Source organism: Agrobacterium salinitolerans, from assembly GCF_027498475.1.
Lineage (GTDB): Bacteria > Pseudomonadota > Alphaproteobacteria > Rhizobiales > Rhizobiaceae > Agrobacterium > Agrobacterium salinitolerans.
The window spans coordinates 405201-423444 of sequence record NZ_JAPZLN010000005.1 but is presented as its reverse complement, the minus strand read 5'-3'; the positions used below and the strand labels follow the sequence as shown (position 1 = coordinate 423444).

General features: G+C 59.4%; 16 protein-coding genes. 2 read left to right on the top strand and 14 right to left on the bottom strand.

Annotated elements, in window-relative coordinates:
- Window positions 1–9 precede the first annotated feature (9 nt).
- The 6 genes from lhpI to O9X91_RS19530 all read right to left on the bottom strand — a co-directional run bounded on the left by lhpI (window position 10) and on the right by O9X91_RS19530 (window position 5998).
- Complete coding sequence (gene lhpI / locus O9X91_RS19555; protein WP_269833890.1) at window positions 10–1719, bottom strand: cis-3-hydroxy-L-proline dehydratase; 1710 nt, start codon at window positions 1717–1719, stop codon at window positions 10–12.
- 112 nt (window positions 1720–1831) lie between these two features.
- Window positions 1832–3073: an NAD(P)/FAD-dependent oxidoreductase gene (locus tag O9X91_RS19550; protein WP_142913840.1), complete on the bottom strand. Its 1242-nt coding sequence runs from the start codon at window positions 3071–3073 to the stop codon at window positions 1832–1834.
- A complete protein-coding gene (locus tag O9X91_RS19545; RefSeq protein WP_269833891.1) occupies window positions 3073–3795 on the bottom strand; it encodes an amino acid ABC transporter ATP-binding protein in 723 nt (240 codons plus the stop codon). The genes O9X91_RS19550 and O9X91_RS19545 overlap by 1 nt, the downstream gene beginning before the upstream one ends.
- A complete protein-coding gene (locus O9X91_RS19540) occupies window positions 3788–4441 on the bottom strand; it encodes an amino acid ABC transporter permease (RefSeq protein ID WP_269833892.1) in 654 nt (217 codons plus the stop codon). The genes O9X91_RS19545 and O9X91_RS19540 overlap by 8 nt, the downstream gene beginning before the upstream one ends.
- Window positions 4442–4453: 12 nt before the next feature.
- Entirely contained in the window at window positions 4454–5119 is a 666-nt protein-coding gene (locus tag O9X91_RS19535; protein ID WP_077983972.1) for an amino acid ABC transporter permease, read from the bottom strand.
- A 72-nt stretch (window positions 5120–5191) separates the two neighbouring features.
- Window positions 5192–5998: an ABC transporter substrate-binding protein gene (locus tag O9X91_RS19530; protein ID WP_269833893.1), complete on the bottom strand. Its 807-nt coding sequence runs from the start codon at window positions 5996–5998 to the stop codon at window positions 5192–5194.
- Between the two features lie 386 nt (window positions 5999–6384).
- Here O9X91_RS19530 and O9X91_RS19525 point away from each other — a divergent pair, with 386 nt between their 5' ends.
- Entirely contained in the window at window positions 6385–7422 is a 1038-nt protein-coding gene (locus O9X91_RS19525; protein ID WP_142913843.1) for an Ldh family oxidoreductase, read from the top strand.
- 233 nt (window positions 7423–7655) lie between these two features.
- Here the strand turns inward: O9X91_RS19525 and O9X91_RS19520 are convergent, their stop codons facing one another.
- From O9X91_RS19520 to ftsZ, 3 genes are all read right to left on the bottom strand, one after another.
- Complete coding sequence (locus O9X91_RS19520; RefSeq protein ID WP_137411157.1) at window positions 7656–8621, bottom strand: dihydrodipicolinate synthase family protein; 966 nt, start codon at window positions 8619–8621, stop codon at window positions 7656–7658.
- A gap of 108 nt (window positions 8622–8729) precedes the next feature.
- Window positions 8730–9428 carry a GntR family transcriptional regulator gene (locus O9X91_RS19515; protein WP_077983918.1) on the bottom strand — a complete coding sequence of 233 codons (699 nt, stop codon included), beginning with the start codon at window positions 9426–9428 and terminating at the stop codon, window positions 8730–8732.
- Between the two features lie 277 nt (window positions 9429–9705).
- The gene (ftsZ, locus tag O9X91_RS19510; protein WP_003521714.1) at window positions 9706–10668 is read right to left on the bottom strand and encodes a cell division protein FtsZ; all 963 of its coding nucleotides are present in this window, start codon (window positions 10666–10668) and stop codon (window positions 9706–9708) included.
- A gap of 380 nt (window positions 10669–11048) precedes the next feature.
- Here ftsZ and O9X91_RS19505 point away from each other — a divergent pair, with 380 nt between their 5' ends.
- Window positions 11049–11489 (top strand): response regulator, encoded by a 441-nt coding sequence (locus O9X91_RS19505; RefSeq protein ID WP_077983919.1) that lies wholly within the window; start codon window positions 11049–11051, stop codon window positions 11487–11489.
- A 404-nt stretch (window positions 11490–11893) separates the two neighbouring features.
- Here O9X91_RS19505 and O9X91_RS19500 read toward each other — a convergent pair whose 3' ends face one another.
- The 5 genes from O9X91_RS19500 to O9X91_RS19480 form a co-directional block, all read right to left on the bottom strand.
- Window positions 11894–12040: a DUF1127 domain-containing protein gene (locus tag O9X91_RS19500; RefSeq protein WP_077983920.1), complete on the bottom strand. Its 147-nt coding sequence runs from the start codon at window positions 12038–12040 to the stop codon at window positions 11894–11896.
- A 215-nt stretch (window positions 12041–12255) separates the two neighbouring features.
- On the bottom strand, window positions 12256–12858 hold the full coding sequence (locus tag O9X91_RS19495) for a hypothetical protein (RefSeq protein ID WP_162520596.1): 603 nt from the start codon (window positions 12856–12858) through the stop codon (window positions 12256–12258).
- 133 nt (window positions 12859–12991) lie between these two features.
- Complete coding sequence (locus O9X91_RS19490) at window positions 12992–14110, bottom strand: ABC transporter permease (protein WP_142913844.1); 1119 nt, start codon at window positions 14108–14110, stop codon at window positions 12992–12994.
- Entirely contained in the window at window positions 14107–16875 is a 2769-nt protein-coding gene (gene rbbA, locus O9X91_RS19485) for a ribosome-associated ATPase/putative transporter RbbA (RefSeq protein ID WP_269833894.1), read from the bottom strand. The genes O9X91_RS19490 and rbbA overlap by 4 nt, the downstream gene beginning before the upstream one ends.
- An 11-nt stretch (window positions 16876–16886) precedes the next feature.
- A complete protein-coding gene (locus tag O9X91_RS19480; RefSeq protein WP_077983923.1) occupies window positions 16887–17951 on the bottom strand; it encodes an HlyD family secretion protein in 1065 nt (354 codons plus the stop codon).
- Window positions 17952–18244: the final 293 nt, after the last annotated feature.

The following is an 18244-nucleotide window of genomic DNA, read 5'->3' as shown; positions in this document are numbered from 1 at the left end:
CAAAACTCCTTAGGAAAGCCAGGAAGGAAGACGGGAAACAGCACGGCCGGTCAGCGCGCTGTCGACGCAATCGGCAAGGCTGCCGAAGCGCACTGCGCGACCGCTGAGGCCGGGTCCGTAATGGGCGTACTTGCCGGAATTGGTCATCAGGGCACGGGTCTTCGTCGGGAAGACCGGCTCGGAAATGGAGCACCAGCAAAGATCAGGCAGCACCTGCACACCGCTGTCGTGCAGGCCTTGCAGGGTGCCGTCCTGCCCGGCCGCATCGATGACCTGCTGGCCGGCTGTGACGATGACGGCGACATCCGCGTGACGCCGGCGGCCGGCAAATTCAGCCGCAAGCGCGTGGCACTCCTCCAGCGAGGCATGCGGACTGCCGATGGCGACAAGTTGCACCTCTTCCGGTCCCTCATTGAGAAGCGACCAGCCGGCGGCCATATCGGAGGGTGAGACAGTAACGATATCGGCCGTTTCGAGAGGCGGAAGACCGGCTTCCGGTGTTACGCCCTCTATATGAAGCATGGGCGCAGCGGAGGTGGTGCCGAAAGCGGCGCAAAGCGCCTTTAGATCATCCCGCGACGGCTTTGCGGGGCCAAGGCCGCGCAACAGGGGAATGCAATCGGGCGCCGCCTTGCCCGCCAAATAACCGACGAGCGGCCAGAAGGCATCATCCACGCCCTGCGGCAACGCCACATTGACGATGCGCTGAGGACGGCGATTTTCCTCCAGATAGACGCCGGCCAGCGGCGCCCTGCCCGTCAGTGCGATGCAGAGATCGAGAAAATCCGGATGTTTCGCCGTACGCGCGCCAAGAACCGTATTGGCGAAGATGACAGCGTTCGACTCGGCCCAGGCGATCATGTCGCCGGCCTGCGGCGCGCTGTCGAGCAGGTAAGGCGAACAGGTGAATGTCGGGCGACAGCCCATGCGCACATAGGCATCTGCTAGCCTTGCGGCCGGATCGCCGAAATCCTCCGGCATGCCCTGTGAACGCCAATGCGCCTTGTCCACAGAAATGGCGTTCATGGTCGTCGGCACCCGAACCTTCGCCCCCATCTCCGCCATTTTTTCCGCGAAGGTGAGATTGGCGGGGCTGGCGTAGATGCAACCGTCAATATGGCCCTGCGTGACATCGACGAGCGCCGACGCCCCCTGCTGGGCGGCCATGGCGACGGTGATGCGCATGGCCTGCTGCACGGCGACGCCATAGCGCCCTTCGAGCATGGCCCGGTCGTCATCCCCAAGATCGAGATGCGCCGTCGCCGGCGGCGCAATGCCAAGGGAAACGCCATCGGCTTCGATGGCCGTCTCATCGATACGGACATGAGCTGCCTTGGAGAACCGGGCGAAATTTTCCGCGTCAAGCCGCAGCACCGGCAAAAGCTTGCCGAACATTTCAGCGGCGATCAGCGCGCCAAGCGTCAGCACGTCCTCGGCCTCGCAGAAGACCAGCGCCGAGGGAGCACGGCCCGTCAGGATAAGATCGAGCAGCACGCCCGAACCGGTGCACGAACCGCGGCTGGTTGGCATGAACAGCACGCCGCCGGTAAGACAGACACCATGCAACGGGTGGTGCACGTCGATCACCCTGCCGGTGGCGGGATCGACCCCACCCCAGAAACTCAGCGCTTCGGTCGTCGCAATCACGGGACCTTCGGCCGAACCGGCCAAAATACTGCGGGCTTCAGGAACGGCTGTTGTCGAGAGGGAAGAAGACATCGAAAATCTCCCTAAAGCATTTCCAGTAAAAGTCGTAGCGGTTCTACGCCCGGAAAATGCGTGAAAAAAAGAACTAGAGAATTTTTGCGTTTCGGAGAAAAGCCAAAATTCTCTAGAACCGTTGCGGCGAAAATGCCCGTGTATCGATGGCGGGTTTTTGCCCCGTCAGTAGATCGGCGACGATGCGGGCCGTGCCCGCCGATTGCGTCAACCCCAGATGCCCGTGGCCGAATGCATAGACCACCCGCGCCGTGTGCCGTGCTTGCCCGATGGCCGGCAAGCTGTCCGGCAGCGAGGGGCGAAAGCCCATCCACTGCTTGCCGCCTTCGGTTTTCAGGCCCGGCAGGAAGGCTTTCGCCTTGGTCAGCAGCGCCTCGGAACGGGCGAAATTCGCCGGAAGCTCGAGCCCGCCCAGTTCCACGGCACCGCCAACGCGGATACCGCAGGAAAGGCGGGTAACAACAAAACCATGGCCGCCGAAAGTCACCTGCGTGCGCAGATCGAAGGCGCCAGACGGCAGGGTTGTATTATACCCCCGTTCGGTTTCCAGCGGAATTTTTTCCCCGAGCGAACGGGCGATACGATGCGAAAAGGCGCCGGCCGCCAGCACCACCTTGGCGGCCTTGCGGGTGCGCCCATCATGGCTTACCACCTCGACACCGTCTTCCAGTGGTCGAAGCGAAGCGATATCGAGGCATTCGATACGCCCGCCGATGGTGCGGAAATGATCGGCCAGCGCCAGCGTATAAAGCTTGGGGTCGGCGATGGAATACCAGCCGGGCGTAAAGGTGCCGCAGGTAAAACGCGGCGCGATGCCGGGCTGTATCTCGGCCATCTGTTCGGCATTGAGATGCCGGAACTCGATGCCGTGACGTTCGCGCGCCTTCCAGCCGGCAAGCGAGGCTTCGAATTCCGCCTCGCTTTCATAGACCTGAAGGTTCCCCTCCTTGCGCAGCATCGCAATCGTGTCCGTCTTTTTGAGGAACGGCTCCAGCTCTGCCTTGGAAAGGTCCATCAGCGCCGTCTGGGCGGCGGTGGAATGTTCCACCTTCGAAGCGGCGCAGGCCCGCCAGAACCGGAACATCCACGGCGCGATCTTCAGCGCATAGGCCGGCGGCACGCTGAGCGGCCCGAGCGGATCGAGAAGCCACTTCGGCGCTTTCCAGAGAATGCCTGGCGATGCCAGCGGGAGAATATCGGTGAAAGCGAAGGCGCCGGCATTGCCGGCGGACGCGCCCGCCGCCGGTCCTTCACGGTCAATGACCGTGACCGACAGGCCGCGGCCCTGCGCCGCGATTGCCGCCGAGAGGCCGACAACGCCGGCCCCGATGACGATGACATCATTGGCTGGCATTACCGCACGCTCGCCAGAAACTTCTGGGTTTCAGGATGCTGCGGTGCGCCGAAGAGCTGATCCGGCGTGCCGATTTCCGCCATGACGCCCTGATGGAAGAAGGCGACGCGGTTCGAGACATCGCGGGCGAAGGCCATTTCGTGCGTGACGCAGATCATCGTCATGCCCTCATCCGCCAGCATCTTCAGCGTATCAAGCACTTCGCCCACCAGCATCGGGTCGAGCGCAGACGTGACTTCATCGAACAGCATATATTCCGGCGACATGGCAAGCGCACGGGCAATCGCCATTCGCTGCTGCTGACCGCCCGACATGCGGTTCGGATAGACCTTCAGCTTTTCGGCAAGACCCACATGGGTCAGTTGTTTGACCGCAATCTCTTCGGACTGCTCCTTCGAGATACCGAGCACCTTGCGCGGCGCGAGCATGACGTTTTCCAGCACCGTCAAATGCGGAAAGGCATTCCATTGCTGGAAGACGATGCCGACCTTGCGGCGCAGCTTGTTGAGGTCTGTCGATTTGGCGTGCACCTCGGTGCCGTCGATGACGATCTTGCCGCTGTCGATCGGCTCAAGGCCGTTGATGCAGGTCAGCAGGGTCGATTTGCCGGAACCGGAGCCGCCGATGATGGTGACAACCTCGCCCTTGTTGACAGTGAGGTTGATCCCTTTCAGAACCTCCAGCGGGCCGAAGGATTTGCGGACGTTTTCGATCTCAATCATTGGGGGACCACCGTCTTTCGAGATACCCGCCGAAACGGGCGATGGGGAAGCTGATAAGGAAGTAGATGGCGCCGCAGATCATCAAGATCGTCAGCGGCTCCTGCAGGCGGGTGACGAGGATCTGCGAGGCACGCAGAAGTTCGATGAGGCCGAGCCAAAGAACGAGCGCCGAATCCTTCATGACACCGAGCGTGAGCCCGATCCACGCCGGCAATGACACGCGCGTGGCGAGCGGCAGCACAATGTAGCGCATGTCTTGGGACCAGGTCATGCCGAGCGAACGGCAGGCGCGGCGGGTGTTCGACGGTACTGCTTCGATGCCGCCACGCACGATTTCGGTGCAATAGGCAGCGGTATAAAGCGACAGCACCACGCAGGAGGTTGTGAACGGCGGCCAGCCGAACTTTGCGATCGACTGGAAGGCGTTGCCGAGAACAAGCTGGATCAGCAGCGGTACGGAACGGAAAATATCCAGAACGAAGGTCAGCGGCAGCGACCAATAGGGTCCGAACTGGAAACGGATGATGCCGAAGATGATACCCAGAATAGTGCCGGCCGTGACGGCAACGGCGGTGACGGCAAGCGTCATGCCGGCACCCTTGGCCAGGAAAGCGAGATCACTCCAGGTGAGAGCGGTTTCAAACATGGCTCACCTCTCTCAATAACGGAACAGACGCGCGGCCAGCAATCTGGCGGCGAGCGTGACGATTTTGGCGATCACGTAATAGATGACCGCGGCGAGCGCGAAAAATTCGAAAGTGCGGAACGAACGGGCGTTCAAGGCCTGCGTGACACCGGCGAGATCCGTATTCATGCCGACGGTGACACCGAGCGAGGTCATGAGGATCGCCCAGATCATCTGGTTGGTGGCAGGTAGAAACGCAACGCGCAGCATTTGCGGCAGGATGATCAGCCGGAAGGTCTGCATCGAGGTCATGCCGAGCGAACGGCCTGACCGCGTCTGCGTATCGGGAATGGCTTTCAGCGCGCCACGGAAATTCTCCGCAAGGTAACCGGCATTGTTGAAGGCGATGCCGACCAGAAGCGCCGTATAAGGGCTGAGGTGAATGCCGAAATTGCCAAGACCGAAATGGGCCATGTAAATCTGGAACAGCGCCGGCGTGTTGCGGGCGATTTCCACCCAGACGGCGGCGAAAGCGCCGAGAATGCGGTTGCCGGAGAGCCGGCACAACGTCAGCACGATGGCGCAGGAAAGACCGATCACCATCGACAGAATGGCGATCTGCAGCGTCACCACCGCACCGTCCAGAAGCTGCGGCAAAGCCTTCAGCGCCTGATTCCAGTGGAATGTATAGTTGAACATGAAGCGTCCCGCCTTTTCAGAAACGATCAACGGCGCGATCATTTTGACCGCGCCGTTTACGAAAAGTCCTGATCAGCGATAAACGCCGTTGACGGTGAGCGAGGGAACTTCGCCGCCAACCCATTTTTCATAGAGTTCGGCGTAACGGCCGGTGCGAACCTGCTGGTTGATGAAAAGGTTCAGATAGTTGATGAAGCCATATTCATCGCGGTTGGTGAACAGCGACACGTAGTCGATGTCATAAGGCGCCTTGCCGACGACAGAGACGCCTGCGAACTTGCCGCTCTTGACGGTCGACTGCGCAACGGTGGAGGTGGAGACGGTGGCGTCGATCTGGCCCTGGCTAAGCGCAAGGAACACGTCAGCCTGCGTCTGGTAAGGACGGAACTCGCCCACGCCCCATTCCTTGACTGTCTTTTCGAGCGCGATGGCTTCGAAAGTGCCGGCGGTTGCGCCAACCGTCTTGCCCTTCATGTCTTCGAAGGACTTGATGCCGGACTTGTCGTTGGCGGTGACAGCCATTTCAAAGGCAAAGTAAGGCACGGTCATGCCGACCGTCTTGGCGCGTTCCAGCGTATCAGACGTCGAGGCAACGCCGACGTCGACGCGTCCGGACATCAGCGCCGGAATACGCTCGGGGAACGGGGTCTCGACGATTTCAGCCGTGACGCCAAGCACCTTGGCCAAATCGTTGCAATAATCGACGTCAAAACCAACAGGGTTATTGGCATCATCACGCGCGCCCATGGGCGGGAAATCGAGCACAACAGCGCAACGCAGCGTGCCGGAGGAAATAATGTCGTCGAGTTTGTCGGCCTTGGCCGGCGTAATAGCGAAAGTGGCGGCCAGAAGGCCGGCGACGATGACCGATTTTTTCATTGTTGATTTGCTCCCATCAATTGGTCTGCCTTTGAAGGCGCGGTCACTATTTCCCCATGAAGGCGATAAATCAACACAAAAATACAATGAGTATACAAAAAGAATTTTTGCACGTGCGAACGAGTGAGGCGGCACGGATTGCCCAAGTAAGCTTGCGCATGGAGGGAACAACAGCCCAAGTCCTTGGACTGAAACACTCTTTCCGACACCCAGACGCGCGCCGGCCGGTTTCTTGCGACAAGCACCAGAATGATGGTTAGGGTATCTTCATGCCTTACGGGCTGGCCTTTTGCGCTGACCGAGCTTCACAGAAAAGACCCATTGCAATACTCACACCTTTGTATACTTTATGTATTCAAAATGTGCGAACCTATCGGAGGACTATGATGAGCGACACGACCACCTTGACCATTGAGGCGCTTTTCCAGCGGGTCGAGTCAATTTTCTTGAGGGCCGGCCTCAACGCCGTGCAGTCGGGAGCGCTGGCGCGCGTCATTACAGCCGGTGAGCGGGACGCCTGCAAGTCCCACGGAATCTACCGTATCGAAGGCGCGCTTCGCACCGTCAAGGCCGGCAAGGTAAAGCCCGATGCGATACCTGAGGTGGCTGAAGACGATGGCACGGCCATCGTGAAGGTCAATGCCAATGGCGGCTTCGCCAACCCTGCCTTCGAACTCGGTCTGCCGGTTCTGGCGGACCGCGCAAAGCGCCTGGGCGTTGCCGCGCTCGTCATCAATGACTGCACCCATTTTTCGGCGCTCTGGCCCGAAGTGGAGGGGCTGACCTCGAACGGGCTCGCCGGTCTGGTAATGTGCCCGAGCTATTCCACCGTCGCGCCGACGGGAGGAACCAAGCCGCTGCTCGGCACCAACCCCTTCGCTTTCGGCTGGCCGCGCAAAGGCACTTCGCCTTATGTCTTCGATTTTGCGACATCCGTTGCCGCCCGCGGAGAGATAGAACTGCATCGACGTGCGGGGAAATCCCTACCCGAAGGCTGGGCGGTCGACGCCGATGGCAATCCGACGACGGACCCCGAGGCGGCCCTTGCCGGTGCCATGTTGCCCTTTGGCGGCCACAAGGGTTCTGCCATCGGCACGATGATCGAGCTTCTCGCCGGCATCATGATCGGCGACCTCACCAGCCCCGAAGTGCTGGACTATCTCGGCACCACCACGCTTGCGCCCTTCCATGGTGAGTTGATCGTCGCCTTCTCGCCGGAAGCCTTCGCCAAGGGGCGCCCGGGGGATCCCTTCCAGCGCGCGGAAGCACTGTTCGACGCCATCATCGGCCAAGGCGCCCGCCTGCCCTCCGGCCGCCGCTTCACTGCCCGCGCCAAATCCGAAAATGAAGGCATTACATTGACCGCAGAAGAAATGGCCGGCCTCGAGCGGTTGCTGGAGAATGGTCTGACGGCGGTCTCCTGACTGTGTCGGAGAACAGTATACATAAGGCCCGCGGCCCGGTGCAGAGTTGACGACGCCGAGAGAATATCCACTCTTCATCACCAGCTTCGTGGGGATTGTAGCTGGCAAAAAATTTAAACAGACAGCCGTGGGACAAGTCCGGGGTGACGTCGAAGCCAAGAAACGCTCAAACCTCATAAATGAAATAAAGGCCCGCAATTTGCGGGCCTCTTGTTTTCACATCAGCGGCTGCTTTAGGCTGCCTTGCAGGCCTGCACCGCGCCCGGAAGCTTGCTCCAATCGGCATACCAGCTGTTGAAAAGCTTGAACTGCGCCTCGACATAACCGCGCTGACTGTCGGTCAGGGCGTCGGTTTCGTTGAAGTGCAGCGTGTATTCCTTGTCGCCCTTCAAAACCATCATGTGCTTGAAATAGAGAACCAGATCCGGGCCTTCATCGAAGGACGAGAGAACGGCCAGCGCCTGTTCCAGTTCCAGCGCGCGGGCGCGGGCATCGGCATCGCCCTTGGCGGCGGCCTGCGACAGCTTGCAGAGGTGAATGACTTCCTTCGGCAGGACATTGCCGATGCCGGTGATGGCGCCGGTGGCGCCGCAATTGACGAAACCGTGGAAGACTGCCGTATCAACGCCGATCATCAGGGTCACGTCGTCATCGCGGCTGGTGATGTTCTCGGCCGCATAACGCATATCCGCCGGGCCGCCGAATTCCTTGAAGCCGACGAGGTTCTTGTGTTCGGCGCGCAGCGCGAAGAAGAGGTCGGCGCGGGTCGCAAAACCGTAATAGGGGCTGTTGTAGATGACGGCCGGGATTTCCGGCGCAGCCGAAAGAATGGCCTTGAAATGAGCCTTCTGAGCAGCGATGACCGAACCTCGCGACAGAACACGCGGAATGACCATCAGACCCTTGGCGCCAACCTTCTGGGCGTGGGCGGCATGGGCAACGGCGGATGCCGTGTTGACCGCGCCGGTGCCAACGATAACAGGAATACCGGCCTTCACCAGACGCTCCACGCCTTCCATGCGTTGCTCATCCGTCAGGAGCGGCCAGTCGCCCATGGAGCCGCAATAAACGACCGCCGACATGCCATCGGCGATCAGTTCCTTGCCCTTGCGGACAAGCGCATCGAAATCAGGGCTGCGGTCATCCTTGCAAGGGGTCATCAAGGCGGGAATCACGCCGGAAAAAATGCTGGCCGTCATTAATAGCTCCTAAGGGACAGTTTTTCGGGAATGGACGCACCTCCGCGCCACCCTTTCAACAAGGACATTACTATCTTGTATTTTATTTGTCGACAAGAAATCGACAAGCTATAGATTTATTTCCAGCCGTTCGTTTCGCACCAGAAGTTTCTGCACCTGCCGCACGATTTGTTCGGCGTGCTCCCGCGCCAGCCGTTCGGAAAGAGCGATATCGCGAGCGGCAATCGCCGCAATCATCTCTTCATGATCATCGACGAAGCGCTTGGGCAGACGATCATCATAGGACTGGTAATAAAGCCTGAGAATGCGCCGTCCCTCATCCAGGAGCCGCTTGAACAGGCTGGTGAAATAAGGATTGCGCCCGGCTTCGGCGATGGAAAGGTGGAGGGCGGCATTGGTGGAAATCATCGCCAACGCATCCTGCTTCTCGACTGCAATGGCAAATTCCACATTATGGGCGCGGATGCCGGCCAGATCCTCCGGACGGTGATATTGCGCGGCAAGCTGCGTCGTTACCCGATACATCAGCACCAGCGCATCGAAATAAGTGTGCATGTTGAGGAAGTCGATATTCGACACCATGGTCGATCGGTTCGGCAGCGTATCGATCAGCCCCTCGCCCGAAAGCCGCACCAGCGCCTCGCGGATCGGCGTGCGCGACATCTTGAACCGTTCGGCAAGCTGCACCTCATCAATGGGGCTGCCCGGCGGCAGAACCAGATCGAGAATCTCGTCGCGCAGCAGGTCATAGACCATCTTCACGCCAGAGCCGCGCTTACGCTCGGCAGAAGCAATAATATCAGACATTATCAAATCCCTCTTGTCGACATAAAGAGTACTATTATATTTTTCCCCGATCAACGCTGCGCAGCACCGCCGCTTTTTTTGAATGACGGAATAATCGTTCGAAAACAACAAAAAGCCGTCGCGAAAATTCCACACGACGGCTTTTGATCGTTCAGTTTGTGGCGCGGGTGCTTAAACGAACGACGATTGATCTTGGGAAGCGAGGAGCACGCCGCGTGCCTCTTCCCCCGCCAGGGAGAAGAAACGCCCAGCAGTGTCCCGTCTCAAGCCAGCATCATCAGTTGCGCAGGCCAGTGGCGACGACGGAAATCTTGAAAGCGCCGTCCAGCGTCGGGTCGAAGGAAGCGCCCATCACCACATCGGTTTCTTCGCTGACCGCCTCACGCACCAGCGTCATTGCCTCATCGATCTCGTAAAGCGTCAGATCGTTGCCGCCGGAGATGGAAACCAGCGCACCCCGCGCTTCCTTCAGAGACGGTTCACCGAGAAGCGGGTTGGCGATGGCTGCCGCCGCTGCTTCCGAGGCGCGTTTTTCACCCTTGGCCTGTGCCGTGCCCATCAAAGCCCGGCCGCCATTTTTCATGACGTAGCGCACATCGGCAAAATCGAGATTGACCAGACCTTCGCGCAGGATGAGATCGGTGATGCAGCGCACGCCAAGTGACAGGACCTTGTCGGCCGTCTTCAGCGCATTTTCGAAGGTCGTGCCAGCATCGGCAATGCGCAGCAGGTTCTGGTTTGGAATGACGATAACGGTATCGGCCGTGTTGAGTAGGTTGGCGAAGCCATATTCGGCAGCCCTCATGCGGCGTGCGCCCTCGAAGCTGAAGGGAAGCGTGACGACACCGACGGTCAGGATGTTCTTTGCCCGGCAGGCTTCGGCAATAACGGGGGCAGCACCCGTGCCGGTGCCGCCGCCCATGCCGGCGGTGATAAAGCACATGTCGTAGCCGCTCAGGTGATCCATGATCTCGTCAAGGGAATCGATCGCCGCCTGTCGGCCCACCTCGGGATCGGCGCCCGCTCCAAGCCCGCCAGTCAGTTCGGAGCTGAGCTGCACCAACCGCGGCGCATTGGTTTTCTTCAGCGCCTGCGCATCCGTATTGGCAGCGATGAAATCGACGCCGCCAATGCCCTCGGCAATCATGTTATTGATCGCGTTACCGCCACCGCCACCGACGCCGACGACGGCGATGTTGGGTGTGTTGCGGGCAATGGTGGCGCGCGGAGACTGGGTCATCGTCTTATTCTCTTTCTAAACTCATCGGGTCCGGCACCGTTTCTGAACGGGGCACGCGAATGATCGGCGGCGTCTCGGCGTTCCACTCCAGGCAAAGGAAGGACGCCGTAACATCTTGAATTCCATGCAGGCCTTAAGGACAAATTGCGGCCAAAAGACTTGCGCTCCAGCGGCGAAAGATGCGCTACGGCAGCGTTCTTCCACCCCTTCCCCAGATGAAAACCAAACCGAATCAAATGCTTCGCCATTGCTTCGTGATAGCCGAAAAGGCACGCCGTTTACACTCTATTCACTATGTTTATCTCACTTTGGAACGAGTTGTCGCTCAGGGTGTTTGCTAGCCAACAGCGCCCGGCGGCGCGCAAAACGGAGGCAGGCAAATGTTGGCAGACGTCTTACAACGAGAAACGGGTTACAGCACGCAGCAGCCGCGCGTGCTGATCGTTGAAGACGAATTCCTGATTGCCATGGATATAGAAGATTCCATCATGCAGGCCGAAGATGAAGCCGACGTCATCGGGATTGCCAACCGTCTGGATGACGCGATCGCGCTCGGCAGGAGCGCTGACGTCGCCTTTGTCGACGTCAACCTTGCGGACGGGCAGACCGGACCGGAAATCGGACGCAGACTGTCGGAAAACGGCGTCGTCGTCATTTTCATGACGGCCAATCCAGAAGTCGTTGTCAACCTTGGTGTCGGCGCTGGCGTTATTTCCAAGCCTGTACCGCAAGATGCGGTGGAGCAGTGCCTCTCCTATGCCATAGCCAAACGGGCCGGCACACATGCCGTCACCCCCATCGGGATGCTGCCATTCGATTGAGATTGACGCTGGAAACTCCCAGTAAAACAAAAAAGCCTGCCGCGGGAGGAGGTGCGGCAGGCTTTCTGAAAAGATGAACAGCGATATGGGAGGAGGAAAACCGCTGTCCCCGGGGCAATCCATTGGGAGGAGGAGTAGGATCACCCGCATTACCAAAAGGATGTGGGAGGAGGTACATCGCTTTCGATGATTGGAAGATAACATTTTTCTGCGCATTTGATAGGCATAAGCTTGCAGCGCAGATATGCATTGAACGCATGGCGACTATCATCGCCCTTCGCATCCGATTTCATCGCCGCCTAAGTATCTGGCGGACATTCACCGCGAAGCTTTCGATATCCCCAAAACAAAAAACGCCCGCTGAGCGGGCGTTCGTATATTCAAATGAGGCGATATGGCCTTGATTATTTGCCAACGGCGGCGCGGGCCACACTGGTGATCTGGCTGCGATCGATACCGAGATCGTGCAGTTCACGGGTGCTCATACGGCCGAGTTCGTTGATGGTCTGACGATATTTGCGCCAGTTATTGAAGCTGCGTGCTACGTTCATGACATTACCCTTTCTGAGGTTAAGGTGACGTCAGTAACATTTTCGTCCCGGCGTCTTCTGATGCGCTCTATATGCGCTTTCCGATGACGAATTAACAGGCAGAATAAGGCAATCCACCCATGCGCTACATGCACGGGTTCCGACCTGTGGCGTGCGAAAATGAGAAAGGCGGATGAAGTTTTGGCCGCCTGCAGACCCGGACCCCGTCGAGCAGCCTAGAATTTATAGCGGACGCCGAAGACATTGGCGTTCGTCGCACCCTTCATATTGCCCAGCGTCTTGCCGCCGCCGGAGCGGTGGTGCAGCCGCCAGAAAAATTCCGTCGGGGAATCCTCGCTGAAGGACACGTTGATTTCCGGCCCCAGATAAAACAGGACATTGGCGTTGCCGTCGTCCTTGATTTCCTGTTCACGCTCGCGGCCCCGCTGCGCATCCGTGACAAGGCTGAGGCCGGCGGTAAAGCTTGGCGTGATGAACAGACGCTCTCCGAGCCTGATCTGCTCGTAACGCGCGACGGGACCCGCCCAGACTTCACCCGTAAAGCCTTTGCCGAACCTGGCGGCAACGCCGATTTCGCCGCCGAGTTTCACATTGCCGATATGGTAAGGGTAGAACTGATAGCCGCCGCCCAGAATGGCGTTGCGCTCATATTCCACCGGAATGAGGGCTGCACTTTTCAGCATGTCTTCTTTCGTCAGGACGCCGCCAAAGCCGAATATCGCTTCGCTCGTCTGCAACGTCATATCTTCCGACGCGAGGGATGGCGTTGCCACCAGTGCGATCATGGCTGCCAGTGGCAGACGTGCTGTAATATTCATTTTGCTACTCCTGAACAAAGCCCGCTTACCCAGTCGTCCTCATAGGCATATTCACGGAAGGCGAACATACCGTTACCGAACACAATAAATTCAACGCGCGCGGAAACGGGTGAAAAAGGCGCATGCGCTGGGGTCAGCGCAGGAACCGCCTGAAACGGCGAAGCGCGAAAACAAAAAGCGCAAAGCCGATGGCGAGCAACGCCAGCAGTTGCGGCCAGACCACATCCAGCCCCGCCCCCCTGAAGAGCACCGATTGCGCCAGAATGACGAAATGGGTGTTGGGTGCGAGAAGCATGATGTACTGGATGATATCAGGCATGCTTTCACGTGGCGTCATGGCGCCGGAGAGCACCTGCAAAGGCAGCAGGAACAGGATCAGCAACATGCCGAATTGCGGCATGGAACCTGCGACGGTCGCAAGGAAGATGCCCATCGACGTCATGGCGAAGAGTTGCAATGCCGTTCCAAGCAGGAAAAGTGAAAGCGAGCCTTCGATCGGAATGGCGAGCAGCCCCCTGACGACCACGAACAGGGAAAATGCCGAGGCCACCAGCACGACAAGGCCCATGGACCAGACCTTGCTGAGCATGATTTCCAGCGGCGTGACCGGCATGACCAGCAGATGCTCGACCGTGCCATGCTCACGCTCGCGAATGAGCGCCGCCCCCGTCAGCACGATCGACAGCATGGTGATGGCGGTGATGATGTTGTTGATCGACCCGAACCACGACTTGTCCAGCTCCGGGTTGAAACGGGGTCGCAATGTCAGGTCCACAGGCGCCGACGTCGCTCCGCGAGAGCGGTTGACATATTCCTGAACTTCGCTGGTTACGATGTTCTGCACATAACCGCCGCCGCTGAAGGCCTGGCTCATGCGGGTGGCGTCGATATTGAGCTGGATGGCCGGCTGCTGCCCGGCCATCAGCCGGCGCTGGAAATCCGGCGGGATGTTGAGCGCGAAAGTATCGAGACCCGCATCCATGCGCTTGTCCATTTCCGCAATGGAAATCTGCTTCGGCGGTGCGAAATAGGGTGGATAAAACGCCGTACTGATGCGGCCGGAAAGCGGCGACTGATCCTCGTCGACAATGGCGATGGCGGCATTGTTCAGCGTTTCCGGCAGCGCGCTGGAGCCGGTGTAGATTTGCAGCGTGAAGGCGTAGACAATGAGCAGCAGCAGCATGCCGTCGCGCGCAAGGCCGCGCAGTTCCTTGATGCCGAGCTGGAAGATGTTGGACGAAAACAGCTTCATGACGCCTGTTTCCTCAAAAGTGCGGCGCCGGCAATGAGAAGCAGCGGAATGGCGATGAGAAGCGGCAGGAAAGAGCCGGAGAGCCCGGCGAAATCCAGCCCCTTCGAAAAGGTGCCGCGCGAAATGGTCATGAAATAGGTAGCGGGATAGATGTTGCCGATAAAGGCGCCCGCCCCCTGTAGCGATGAAACGGGATCGATCATGCCCGAATATTGCGTTGCAGGAATAAGCGTCAGCAGGGCCGTGCCGAAGATTGCCGCGATCTGGCTTTTCATGAAGGACGACATGAGTAGGCCGATGGAGGTGGCAATGATGACATAGAGCAGCGCTCCCGTCGCATAGGCGAGATAACTTCCGGTGAAAGGCACCTGGAAGATGAAGATGGCGAAAGCCGTCAGAAGCAGGAAATTAAGCATGCCAAGAGCCACATACGGAAGCTGCTTGCCGATCAGGAATTCCAGGCGCGTGGTCGGCGTCACGTAAAGATTGACGATGGAGCCGAGCTCCTTTTCCCTGACGACGCTGAGTGCCGAAAGCATGGCGGGAATGAGCATCAGCAGCAGCGGAATGACCGCCGGCACCATGGCGACGAGGCTTTTGACGTCAGGATTGTAACGATAGCGCGTTTCGATGCTGAAACTGCTCTGCGTCGCCGCGCTGCCGTAAATCTCGACGGCCTTGCGCGCCAGCCATGTCTGGTGCATGCCCTGCACGTATCCGCGAACGGTTTCCGCCCGCTGCGGCATGGCGCCGTCGATCCACGCGCCCACCTCCACGGTTTTGCCGCGCAAGACATCCCGGCCGAAACCGGGGGGAATTTCGATGGCGAGGCTGAGTTCCCCGTCACGCATCCGCCGATCCATATCGGCATAATCGCGGATCTGTTCCTTTTCGATGAAATAACGGGAGCCGGCAATATCGAGCACGTAGTCACGGCTGATGGTGGAATCGTCGCGGTCCAGCACCGCGAAGGTCAGGTCCTCGACATCGAGATTGATGCCGTATCCGATGACAAACATCAGGATGACGCTGCCGAGCACCGCCAGCGTTCCGCGAATGGGGTCCCGCTGCAGCTCCAGCGCCTCGCGGCGGGTATAGCTGAACATGCGCCGGAAATCGAAAAACCTCTTGCGCGTGGGTGCGGCATGTTGCGTCGCTGGCACCTCCGCTGCCGGTGTGGGCTGTGTCGCAGGCTTTCCCTTTTTCACACCCGAGGCATCCTCGAGATAGGCGACGAAAGCCTCTTCAAGCGTTGCGGCATTGCGGCTCCTGGTAATCGCGTCAGGCGTATCGCTGATCAGCACCTTACCGGCATGCATCAGCGAAATGCGGTCGCAACGCTCCGCCTCGTTCATGAAATGGGTGGAGATGAAGATGGTGACATTGTCGTTGCGCGAGAGATCGGCAAGGATTTGCCAGAACCCGTCGCGCGCCACAGGGTCGACGCCGGAGGTCGGCTCGTCGAGGATGAGAATATCAGGCGAATGGATCATCGCCACCGCAAGCGACAGCCTCTGCCGGATGCCGAGCGGCAGGTCGTCCGGCAGTGTTTCCATGACAGCGCCGAGATCGAAACGCTCGGCCATTTCGGCGATACGCGGCTGAATGGTGTCTTCCGGCAGCTTGAACAGGCGAGCGTGAAGATCGAGGTTCTGCCGCACGGTCAGCTCTGAATAAAGCGAGAAGGCCTGGCTCATGTAACCGACGCGGTGGCGGATTGCCATGTCGCTGGCATCCACCTTGTGCCCGAAGAGCTTGGCTTCGCCTTCGCTAGCCGCCAGAAGCCCGGTCAGCATCTTCATGGTCGTGGATTTTCCGCAGCCATTGGAGCCGAGAAAGCCGAAAATCTCGCCGCGCGGAATCTTGAAGCTGACATTGTCGACGGCGGTAAAATCGCCGAAGCGCATGCTGAGATGCGACGCCTCGATGGCATAATCGGCCTCACCCGCCACCTTGCGCGGCGCGATATGCACCTCGTGGTAACCCTTGCGCTTTTCTTCGGGAAGAAGCGCGATGAAGGCGGCGTCGAGATTGGGTGCGGAGGTGCGCTCGAGAAGTTCGGCGGGTGAGCCGGTGGCGAGTATTTTGCCGCCGTCCATGGCGACCAGCCAGTCGAAACCTGCGGCCTCTTCCATATAGGCCGTGGCAACGATGACGCTCATACCCGGACGCCCGGCCCGGATGGAGCTGATCAGCTCCCAGAATTGCCGGCGTGACAGCGGGTCGACGCCGGTGGTCGGCTCATCGAGAATGAGCAGGTCAGGATCGTGGATCAGCGCGCAGCAGAGCCCGAGCTTCTGCTTCATGCCGCCGGAAAGCTTCATCGCGGGGCGGTCGGCGAAGGGCTCGAGGCCAGTGCTTTTCAGTAGCTCGGCAATGCGCGCCTGCCGCTCCCTACTGCCCTGCCCGAACAGCCTGCCGAAAAAGTCGATATTCTCGAAGACGGACAGGGTGGGATAAAGGTTCTTGCCAAGACCCTGCGGCATGTAGGCAATACGCGGGCAGGTATCCTCGCGGTGACGCGGATCGGACATATCGCCACCCAGAACCTCCACCTTGCCATTCTGGATGGCGCGCGCGCCAGAGACGAGCGACAACATGCTCGATTTGCCGACACCGTCCGGCCCGATAAGCCCTATCATCCGCCCGGCGGGGATCTCGACCGATATATCGGCCAGCGCGATGGTGCTTCCGAAGGTCAGCCGCACATCGGTCAGCCGCGCGACCGGTGCATTTCTGTCATTCGTTGCGGAGGGCGTGACCATCGCGGCCCCCCTCACTTGACAAGATTGCGTTCGAGGTTTTCCGGCCAGGCGGCCTGTGGATCAAGCCGGACATAGGCCATGCCGGGCAGCCCGGTTTTGACATATTGGATATATTTCTGCAGCAGTTCCTGCGGGATTTGCGCCCGCACCCGGAAGGTGAGCTTCTGACGTTCCTCTTCAGTTTCAACGGTCTTCGGCGTGAACTGCGCGACATCGGCGACGAAGGAAACTTTCGCCGGAATGGTATATTGCGGGGCCGCGTCCAGTATCAGGCGCACATCCGAGCCCATGGACGTGCGACCGGCCTCGGCTGTCGGCAGGAAGAACGTCATATAGACATCGCCGAGATCGACGAGGTTCAGAACCCGTCCACCGGCGGACAGCACCTCACCGGGCTGGGCGATCCGATATTGCACGCGGCCGTCGCGGGGTGATTTCAGCGTCGCATCGGCGATATCAGTCTCGATGCTTTCAATATCGGCCTGCGCGGCGTCCACCGCCGCCTCGGCATCGACGATCTGCGCCTTGGCCGCGTTGATTGCGGCATCGGAGGCGGCAAGCGAGGCCTGGGCGGAGGCAAGCGTGGCGCGGGCGGACTGCTCGGCGGCTTCACTGTCATCGACGATCTGCTGCGAAACGGCGTTGCCGGTCAGCAGCTGTTTCGAGCGTGCATAGGTCTTGGAGGCAGAATCGAGCTGGGCCTTGCGCTGTTCGACCACCGCCAGCGCCGAGGTTTTTTCGGCTTCCCGCTGGGCGACAAGGCTGTGGGCAGTATCGATTGCTATTTTCGCACGGCGAAACTGTGCTTCGGCCTGACGCTTCCGCGCCTCCAGCTGGGCGGTGTCCATCTGCGCCAGCACCTGCCCCGCCTTCACGAAATCGCCTTCACGCACCATGATGTCCTGAAGGCGGCCTGCGGTCTTGGTGGAAATGTCGATTTCGACTGCTTCGATCCGGCCGTTGCTGGCCACAAATCCGGCAGGAAGCCCCTCACCCTTCAGCTTTGACCAGGAGAAATAGGCGATACCGGCAATAACCAGAACCACCAGACCAACGAGCAAGCCTTTTTTAGACATCCGTCTTCCCCATGAACCCTTCGAATTTCAACCGTAATACGATGAAACCGAAGAAGCCAGCCACCATTGCGTTTAGTATTCGCACCCGACATTTCTCCTATTCAGGGGAACGGGCCGGGTTAAGGCCTGTTTAAGTGAGGGTGTGTTTTGCGGCTTTGACACAAGTCAAGTGCAAGGGAGGTTTCGCTACGTGGTTGGATCCTCGAGACAACTCGTCCCGAGGATGACATCGAATATCGAGAGAGGCGTTTCGGTGAACTCGACCGCAGACGAAAACCCGCCACCTCTCATTG

What these genes read in the sequence shown, in the direction of transcription:
- O9X91_RS19545 (WP_269833891.1), bottom strand. Translation starts at nt 3,795, where the DNA reads ATGATTGAGATCGAAAACGTCCGCAAATCCTTCGGCCCGCTGGAGGTT.
- O9X91_RS19515 (WP_077983918.1), bottom strand. Translation starts at nt 9,428, where the DNA reads ATGTCTGATATTATTGCTTCTGCCGAGCGTAAGCGCGGCTCTGGCGTG.
- O9X91_RS19550 (WP_142913840.1), bottom strand. Translation starts at nt 3,073, where the DNA reads ATGCCAGCCAATGATGTCATCGTCATCGGGGCCGGCGTTGTCGGCCTC.
- O9X91_RS19480 (WP_077983923.1), bottom strand. Translation starts at nt 17,951, where the DNA reads ATGTCTAAAAAAGGCTTGCTCGTTGGTCTGGTGGTTCTGGTTATTGCC.
- O9X91_RS19535 (WP_077983972.1), bottom strand. Translation starts at nt 5,119, where the DNA reads ATGTTCAACTATACATTCCACTGGAATCAGGCGCTGAAGGCTTTGCCG.
- O9X91_RS19505 (WP_077983919.1), top strand. Translation starts at nt 11,049, where the DNA reads ATGTTGGCAGACGTCTTACAACGAGAAACGGGTTACAGCACGCAGCAG.
- O9X91_RS19540 (WP_269833892.1), bottom strand. Translation starts at nt 4,441, where the DNA reads ATGTTTGAAACCGCTCTCACCTGGAGTGATCTCGCTTTCCTGGCCAAG.
- rbbA (WP_269833894.1), bottom strand. Translation starts at nt 16,875, where the DNA reads ATGGTCACGCCCTCCGCAACGAATGACAGAAATGCACCGGTCGCGCGG.
- O9X91_RS19500 (WP_077983920.1), bottom strand. Translation starts at nt 12,040, where the DNA reads ATGAACGTAGCACGCAGCTTCAATAACTGGCGCAAATATCGTCAGACC.
- O9X91_RS19530 (WP_269833893.1), bottom strand. Translation starts at nt 5,998, where the DNA reads ATGAAAAAATCGGTCATCGTCGCCGGCCTTCTGGCCGCCACTTTCGCT.
- O9X91_RS19525 (WP_142913843.1), top strand. Translation starts at nt 6,385, where the DNA reads ATGAGCGACACGACCACCTTGACCATTGAGGCGCTTTTCCAGCGGGTC.
- O9X91_RS19495 (WP_162520596.1), bottom strand. Translation starts at nt 12,858, where the DNA reads ATGAATATTACAGCACGTCTGCCACTGGCAGCCATGATCGCACTGGTG.
- lhpI (WP_269833890.1), bottom strand. Translation starts at nt 1,719, where the DNA reads ATGTCTTCTTCCCTCTCGACAACAGCCGTTCCTGAAGCCCGCAGTATT.
- O9X91_RS19520 (WP_137411157.1), bottom strand. Translation starts at nt 8,621, where the DNA reads ATGACGGCCAGCATTTTTTCCGGCGTGATTCCCGCCTTGATGACCCCT.
- O9X91_RS19490 (WP_142913844.1), bottom strand. Translation starts at nt 14,110, where the DNA reads ATGAAGCTGTTTTCGTCCAACATCTTCCAGCTCGGCATCAAGGAACTG.
- ftsZ (WP_003521714.1), bottom strand. Translation starts at nt 10,668, where the DNA reads ATGACCCAGTCTCCGCGCGCCACCATTGCCCGCAACACACCCAACATC.